General features: G+C 73.7%; 7 protein-coding genes. 4 read left to right on the top strand and 3 right to left on the bottom strand.

Annotated features, from left to right (window positions below; genetic code table 11):
• The 3 genes from R7226_RS23170 to R7226_RS23160 form a co-directional block, all read left to right on the top strand.
• A partial coding sequence (locus R7226_RS23170; RefSeq protein ID WP_318599729.1) for a WS/DGAT domain-containing protein occupies positions 1–384 on the top strand: 384 nt, incomplete at its 5' end.
• Between the two features lie 45 nt (positions 385–429).
• Positions 430–1,320, top strand: a complete 891-nt coding sequence (locus R7226_RS23165) for an NAD(P)-dependent oxidoreductase (RefSeq protein ID WP_318599728.1) — start codon at positions 430–432, stop codon at positions 1,318–1,320.
• Between the two features lie 60 nt (positions 1,321–1,380).
• Entirely contained in the window at positions 1,381–2,382 is a 1,002-nt protein-coding gene (locus R7226_RS23160; RefSeq protein ID WP_318599727.1) for a glycosyltransferase, read from the top strand.
• 47 nt (positions 2,383–2,429) lie between these two features.
• Here the strand turns inward: R7226_RS23160 and R7226_RS23155 are convergent, their stop codons facing one another.
• Both R7226_RS23155 and R7226_RS23150 read right to left on the bottom strand, forming a co-directional pair.
• Entirely contained in the window at positions 2,430–2,894 is a 465-nt protein-coding gene (locus R7226_RS23155) for a MarR family winged helix-turn-helix transcriptional regulator (RefSeq protein ID WP_318599726.1), read from the bottom strand.
• The gene (locus R7226_RS23150) at positions 2,891–4,387 is read right to left on the bottom strand and encodes an MDR family MFS transporter (protein WP_318599725.1); all 1,497 of its coding nucleotides are present in this window, start codon (positions 4,385–4,387) and stop codon (positions 2,891–2,893) included. Before R7226_RS23150 ends, R7226_RS23155 begins: the two co-directional genes overlap by 4 nt.
• 188 nt (positions 4,388–4,575) lie before the next feature.
• Here R7226_RS23150 and R7226_RS23145 point away from each other — a divergent pair, with 188 nt between their 5' ends.
• Positions 4,576–5,787, top strand: coding sequence for a multidrug effflux MFS transporter (locus tag R7226_RS23145; RefSeq protein WP_318599724.1), 1,212 nt, complete (start codon positions 4,576–4,578; stop codon positions 5,785–5,787).
• On the opposite strand, the gene R7226_RS23140 is transcribed toward R7226_RS23145, so the two are convergent.
• Complete coding sequence (locus R7226_RS23140) at positions 5,784–6,509, bottom strand: TetR/AcrR family transcriptional regulator (protein ID WP_318599723.1); 726 nt, start codon at positions 6,507–6,509, stop codon at positions 5,784–5,786. The two genes, R7226_RS23145 and R7226_RS23140, sit on opposite strands and share 4 nt — an antisense overlap.
• Between the last annotated feature and the right edge of the window lie 11 nt (positions 6,510–6,520).

Here is a 6,520-nt window from a genome sequence, read left to right as displayed (position 1 = left end):
GGCGCGGCCGGCACGGGCGGCGCGGGCAGCGCCGATCTCCCGCCGCGCCCGCCGACGCTGCTGGCCGGCCCGCCCGAGGAGCTGCCGACGCGGCTGGCGATCGGCGCGCGCCTCTGCAACCTGACGATCCCCAGCGCTCGCGGCCCGGAGCGGGCGCTGCACGTCGGCGGCGCCAACGTGCGCGCGCTGTTCCCCGTCGCGCCGCTGCACGACGAGCACGCACTGACGCTCAGCACGCTGAGCTACGGCCGCCACCTGCACGTCACCGCCGCGGTCGACGCGGCGGCGATCGGCGGCGCCGGGCGGCTGCCGGTGATGCTCGCCGACGCCGCCGAGGAGCTGGGCATATCGACCGGCGCGCGCGGCTCCCGCGGGCTGCCGTGAGCGCCGCACCGCGCCGCGCGCCGGCGGCTGGCTAGCATCGGGCGCATGGAACATGTCGGATTCATCGGCCTCGGGATCATGGGCGCGCGGATGGCGGCGGTGCTGCGGCGCGCCGGCTTCGAGGTGACCGTCTGGAATCGCACGCGGGCGAGAGCGGAAGCGTGGGCGGCCGAGCACGGCGGCAGCGTCGCCGCGACGCCGTCGCAGCTCGGCGAGCGCTGCGACGTGATCGTCTCGATCGTCGTCGACGGCGCGCAGGTCGAGCAGGTGCTGCTCGGCGACGGCGGCGTCGTCGAGGATGCGCGCGACGGCCTGCTCTGCATCGACATGTCGACGATCGCCCCGGCGCAGGCGCGATCGATCGCGGCCAAGCTCGCCGAGCGCGGCGCCGGCTTCCTCGACGCGCCGGTCACCGGCTCGGCGCCGAAGGCGGCCGACGGCACGCTGACGACGATGGTCGGCGGCAGCGACGCCGACCTCGCGCGCGGCCGCGCTGTGCTCGAAGCGCTCAGCGAGACGATCGTGCACGTCGGCCCGGTCGGCCACGGGCAGACGGTCAAGGTGCTGAGCAACGCGCTCGCGGCCGCGAACGTGACCGCGCTGGCGCAGGCGCTGCTGGTCGGTCGCCGCGCCGGCGTCGAGCTGGAGCGGATGGTCGAGGTGCTGCCGAGAAGCGCGGGCGGCTCGCGCATGGTCGACCTGAAGGCGGCGCCGATGCTGAACGGCGACTTCACGCCGCTGTTCAAGCTCGAGCACCTGCTGAAGGACGTCGACCTCGCGCTCGACGCAGGCCGCGAGCTGGGCGTGCCGTTCCCGGCGGCGGCGACCGCCGGCGAACTGCTGAGCGCCGGCGTCGGCCGCGGCCTCGGCGAGCAGGACTTCGCCGCCGTCGTCGAGGTGCTCGAAGGCCTCGCCGGCGTGCGCCTGCGCGACTGAACGACCGATTCGAGAACGCCGTCGTTTGCTTAATTGCGGCGGCCTCGGCATGGTAGGCCGATGCAGATCGTCTCGCTGGTGCCTGAGGGGGCGCCCAGCTCGCTCTATCGTGCCTTCATCCCGATGCAGGCCCTCGCCTTGGAGGGCCATCGGGTTCACATCGAGGAGCGCAACGCCGTCGGCGACCCGGGGCCCTTGCTCGGCTCCGACGTCGTGCAGATCTTCCGGCTGACGCACGCGCCGATGCGGCGGCTGGTCAGACAGCTGCAGGCGGCTGGTGTCGCGGTCGTGTGGGACAACGACTTCGACGCCGCCTCGGCGCCGCAGGGCCATCCGGTCAGCGACGCCTTCAGAGGGGTCGCGGCGCAGCAGTGGCGTGCCGGCGAGCTGGCGATGCTGAAGCTGGCCGACCTCGTCACGGTCCCGACCGACGAGCTGGCCGAGCGCTACCACGCCGCCGGGGCGCGCGAGGTGCGCGTCGTCGAGAACATGCTGCCGCCGACGTTCGAGCGCCCGCGCACGCTGCCCGAGCGCGGTCTGACGATCGGCTGGGCCTGCATGCAGGAGCACTCGTGGGACTTCGAGCGGCTCGGCCTGCGCGAGGTCTTCGCGCGCGTGCTGGAGCAGCACCTGCACGTGAGACTGCTCGCGATAGGACTGGACATGGGGATCTCCAGCCGCCGCTACGAGTTCCACCAGTGGCAGCCGTACCAGGACCTGCCCGGCCTGATGGCGCGCTGCGACCTGCTGATCGCGCCGCTGGCCGACGTGCCGTTCAACCGCACGCGCTCGAACATCAAGCTGAAGGAGTACGCGGCCGCCGGCGTCCCGTGGCTCGCCTCGCCGGTCGGCGACTACGCGTGGATGGGCGAGGAGCAGGGTGGCCGGCTGGTCGCCGACGGCGACTGGCGCGGGCAGATCGAGGCCCTCGTGCGCGACGAGGGCGCGCGTCATCGGCTCGCGGTCGCCGGGCGCAGATGGGCCGCCGGCGAGGTCGTGCTCAACCACGTCGGCGAGCTGGAAGAGGTCTTCGGCGAGGCCGTCGGGCTGGCGCGCGCCTAGGGCGTGGCGCGCGCCGCGCGGCTCGTGCCGTGGCGCGCGGCGCGCGCCTAGAAGGCGTCGATCATCCGCGCCATCCGCCGCATCACCGCGGCGGCCGCGACGATGTCGCGCTCGGGCAGGTCGCTGACCGCCTCCTGCCAGCAGCGCCGCCAGGTGGCGCGCTTCTGCTCCAGCAGCTTGCTGCCGCGCGGCGTCAGCGAGACGACGACGAGGCGGCGGTCCTCGTCGCTGCGGCGGCGCTGGACCATGCCCTCCTGTTCGAGCTGGTCGAGCATCGCGGTGACGCTGGCCGGCGTCAGGTCGGCCGCCTTCGCGAGCTGGCCGGCGGTCGCCTCCTCGTCGGCGTCGAGCAGCACCAGCGCGCGCACCTGGGCGTAGGAGAGCGCGCCGGGGCGCTTCGGGTCGCGGCTGCGCAGCCGCCGGTCGGCGCGCAGCAGGTCGCCGAAGGCCGCGCGCAGCTCCTCGGCGACATCGTCGTCGGCGGCGCCCGCCTGCTCGCGCGCGTTCGTCACGCCGCTTCGGCCTCCAGCTCGATCTTCGCCTCGAGCGGGATCTCGTGCGCGCGGTGCTCGGCGCGGGCGCGCCGCTCGACGATCGTCAGCAGCAGCGTCGGCAGCAGCGCGACGACGGTCACGATCATCACGATCACGTACGTCTCGCCGAAGGCGTCGGCAAGCGCGGCGGGCGTCGGGGTCGCGCCGGCGTCGCGGATGCGGCTCTCCAGCGCGACCGACAGGATCGCCGTGCCGATCGACCCGCCGACCCGCTGCACGACGTTGAGCTGCGGCGTCGCGTGGTTGACCTGGTCGGGGCGCAGGACGCTGAAGGCAGCGGTCATCGACGGCATCATCGACATGCCGATGCCGAAGCCGCGGAAGACCATCGCGCCGGCCAGCAGCACGAACGACGTCTCGCCGCCGATCAGCACGAACGGGATCGTCGCGACGACCGTGATGATGCCGCCGATCAGCGCCGTCATGCCGCCGCCGAAGCGCTCGGTCGCGCGGCCCGAGGCGGCCATCGCGACGGCCGCGCCGAGACCCTGAGGGATCAGCAGCAGGCCGGTCGCGACCGCGTCCTCGCCGCGCACCGTCTGGAAGTAGAGCGGCATCAGGATCATCGCGCCGAAGAGCGCGGCGCCGAGGCAGAAGGTCGTCAGCGACGCGGCCGCGAACGCCTTGTTGGCGTACAGCCGCATGTCCAGCAGCGGTCTCGGGATCCGCAGCGCGTGCAGCACGAAGGCGGTGACGAGCAACAGGCCGGCGCCGAGCGGCAGCAGCACGCTGCCGGCGGTCAGCGATCCGGCGCTGCCGCTTTGCGCGAGGCCGTAGGTGACCCCGACGACGCCGAGCGTGACGAGCACGAGCCCGAGCGCGTCGACCTTGCCGGCGGCGGCGTCGCCCTTGTCCTGCGGCAGCAGCTTGACGGCGGCGACGACCGCCGCGATGCCGACCGGCAGGTTGATGAGGAAGATCCACTGCCAGCCGGCGTGCTCGATCAGCAGGCCGCCGAGCGTCGGGCCGAAGACCGGAGCGAGGATGATCGGGATGCCGATCGCGGCCATGATGCGCGGCAGGTTTCTCGGTCCGGCGGCTCTGACGAGGATCATCTGGCCGATCGGCGCGAGCATGCCGCCGCCGATCCCCTGCAGGACGCGGAAGGCGATCAGCGAGCCCGACGACCAGGCCAGCCCGCACAGCAGCGAGCCGAGCGTGAAGAGCACGAGCGAGGTGATGTAGAGCCTGCGCGCGCTGTAGCGCGTCGCGGCCCAGCCGGTGATCGGGATCACGGCCGCGAGCGCGAGCATGTAGCCGGTGACGATCCACTGGATGTCGTCGAGCGAGGAGTTCAGCTCGACGGAGAGGTCCTGGAGGGCGACGTTGACGATCGTCGTGTCGAGCACGGACATGACCATGCCGAGGATCACGACGATGGCGATCGGCCACACGTGCGACGGGATTCCGCCGCGTGAAGCCGCCGCCGGGGCGGGGGGAGAAGGGGGCATCGGGGCCTGACGCTAGGAGATCTTTTGGTGGCGAAAGATTAGATCACGAACCTTTAGGTGTCGAATGTGATGCCGGTCACAGTCGGTGCCCGCCGACGCGAGCACTGCAGGGCTGCTGCTGGCATGCCGCAGCAAACCTGCGCTGCTCGGCGAACGACGCGCGCGCCGGCGGCGCTACCTTCCCCGCGATGGCTCCGAGACTGCCGCGCGAGCGCACCCTGATCGTCGTGCTCGGCGCGCTCAGCGCCTTCGGACCGCTGTCGCTCGACATGTACCTGCCGGGCCTGCCCGACCTCGCAGGCGACCTCGGCAGCTCGGCGTCAGCCGCGCAGCTGACGCTGACCGCCTGCATGATCGGGCTCGCCGCCGGCCAGCTGCTGGCCGGGCCGCTCAGCGACGGGCGCGGGCGGCGCCGGCCGCTGCTGGCCGGGCTGGCGCTGTACGCGCTCGCGAGCACGCTCTGCGCGCTGGCGCCGTCGATCTGGCTGCTGATCCCGCTGCGGCTGCTGCAGGGGGCGGCCGGCGCCTTCGGGATCGCGATCTCGCGCGCGGTCGTGCGCGACCTCCACAGCGGCGCCGCCGCCGCGCGCGTCTACGCGCTGCTGATGCTCGTCAACGGACTCGCGCCGATCGTCGCGCCGCTGCTCGGCGGGCAGCTGCTGGGCGTGACCGACTGGCGCGGGATCTTCTGGCTGCTGGCGCTGATCGGCATCGCGCTGCTGCTCGTCGCCTGGCGGCTGCTGCCGGAGACGCTGCCGCGCGAGCGTCGCCACGGCGGCGGCCTTGCGGCGACGATGGCGCTGTTCGGCACGCTGCTGCGCGACCGCGCCTTCGTCGCCGTGACGCTGGCGTCGGGGCTCTCCAGCGCGATGATGTTCTGCTACATCGCCGGCTCGCCCTTCGTCGTGCAGGAGATCTACGGCCTCTCGCCGCAGCTCTTCAGCCTCGCGTTCGCGGCCAACGCGCTCGGGATCGTGCTGCTGGCGCAGGTCGGCGCGCGGTTGGTCGGCCGCCACGGGCCGCGCGCGTTGATGCGGACCGGGCTGCTGATCGGCTTCGCCGGCGCGCTTCTGCTGCTGCTCGCCGTCGTGCTCGACGCCGGCCTGGCGCTTGTGCTGGCGGCCTTCTTCACGTTCGTCGCGAGCATCGGCCTGACGACGCCCAACGCGGCCGCGCTCGCACTCGCTGACCATCCGCGGGCGGCCGGCAGCGCATCGGGGCTGCTGGGGCTCGCGCAGTTCGCGATCGGCGGCGCGGCGGCGCCGCTGGTCGGGATCGGCGGCAGCGGGACTGCGCTGCCGCTCGCGCTGGTGGTCTGTGCGCTCGGCGCGGCGTCGCTGCTCGCGTTCGCGTGGCCGGGAGCGCGGCTGCGCGGGACCGGGGCGGCGCGGTTGCGCTAGGCGGCCGGCCGGCGCTTCTTCGCCGGCGCTGACGCCGGCGGCGGAACAGCCTTGACGGCGGCGATCGGCGCACCGCAGCCGCCGTCGATCGCCGCGATGTCGGGCGGGCCGGGGGAGAGCGGGACGGCGCCGTCGGCGCGCAGGCCGTCGAGCACGACGCCGAGGTAGCGGCGCCAGAGCTCGGGATTGGCGCGGCCGTAGCGCTCCATCGTCGAGCCGATCACGCCGGTCAGGACGGGGATGTCCTCGGCGGCGACGTCGCGGCGGATCACGCCGGCGCGACGGCCGCGCTCCAGCACGGTCTCGATCCCGGTGATCATCTCCGTACGCAGCTCTTCCAGCCGCGGATCGACCATCAGCTCGGGTCTGGCGGCCTCACCGAGGCAGCGGTCGCAGGCGGTCATCTCGACCGTCGCGGTCATCAGCCCCTCGAAGGCCGTCCACGGATCGGGCTCGGCGAGCGCGGCCGCGAGCGTCTCGCGCATCCCCTGCGCGCGCTCCAGCACGACCGCCACCTCCAGCTCGACCTTCGTCGGGAAGTGGCGGAAGAGGGTGCCGGTGCCGACCCCGGCGCGGCGGGCGATCTCCGCCACGCCGACGTCGAAGCCCTCCTCGGCGAACGCCGCGGAGGCAGCGGCGAGGATCCGCTCGCGGTTGCGCCGGGCGTCTGCCCGCTGCGTCCGCTGCGCCTCGCCGCTGGGTGTCGTGTCGACGGTCGCCATCGCGTCAGTCG

The sequence above is a fragment of the Conexibacter stalactiti genome (genome assembly GCF_033542075.1).
GTDB classification, from domain to species: domain Bacteria; phylum Actinomycetota; class Thermoleophilia; order Solirubrobacterales; family Solirubrobacteraceae; genus Conexibacter; species Conexibacter stalactiti.
The sequence above is the reverse complement of the archived record's forward strand: the minus strand, read 5'-3'. Positions and strand labels throughout refer to the sequence as shown.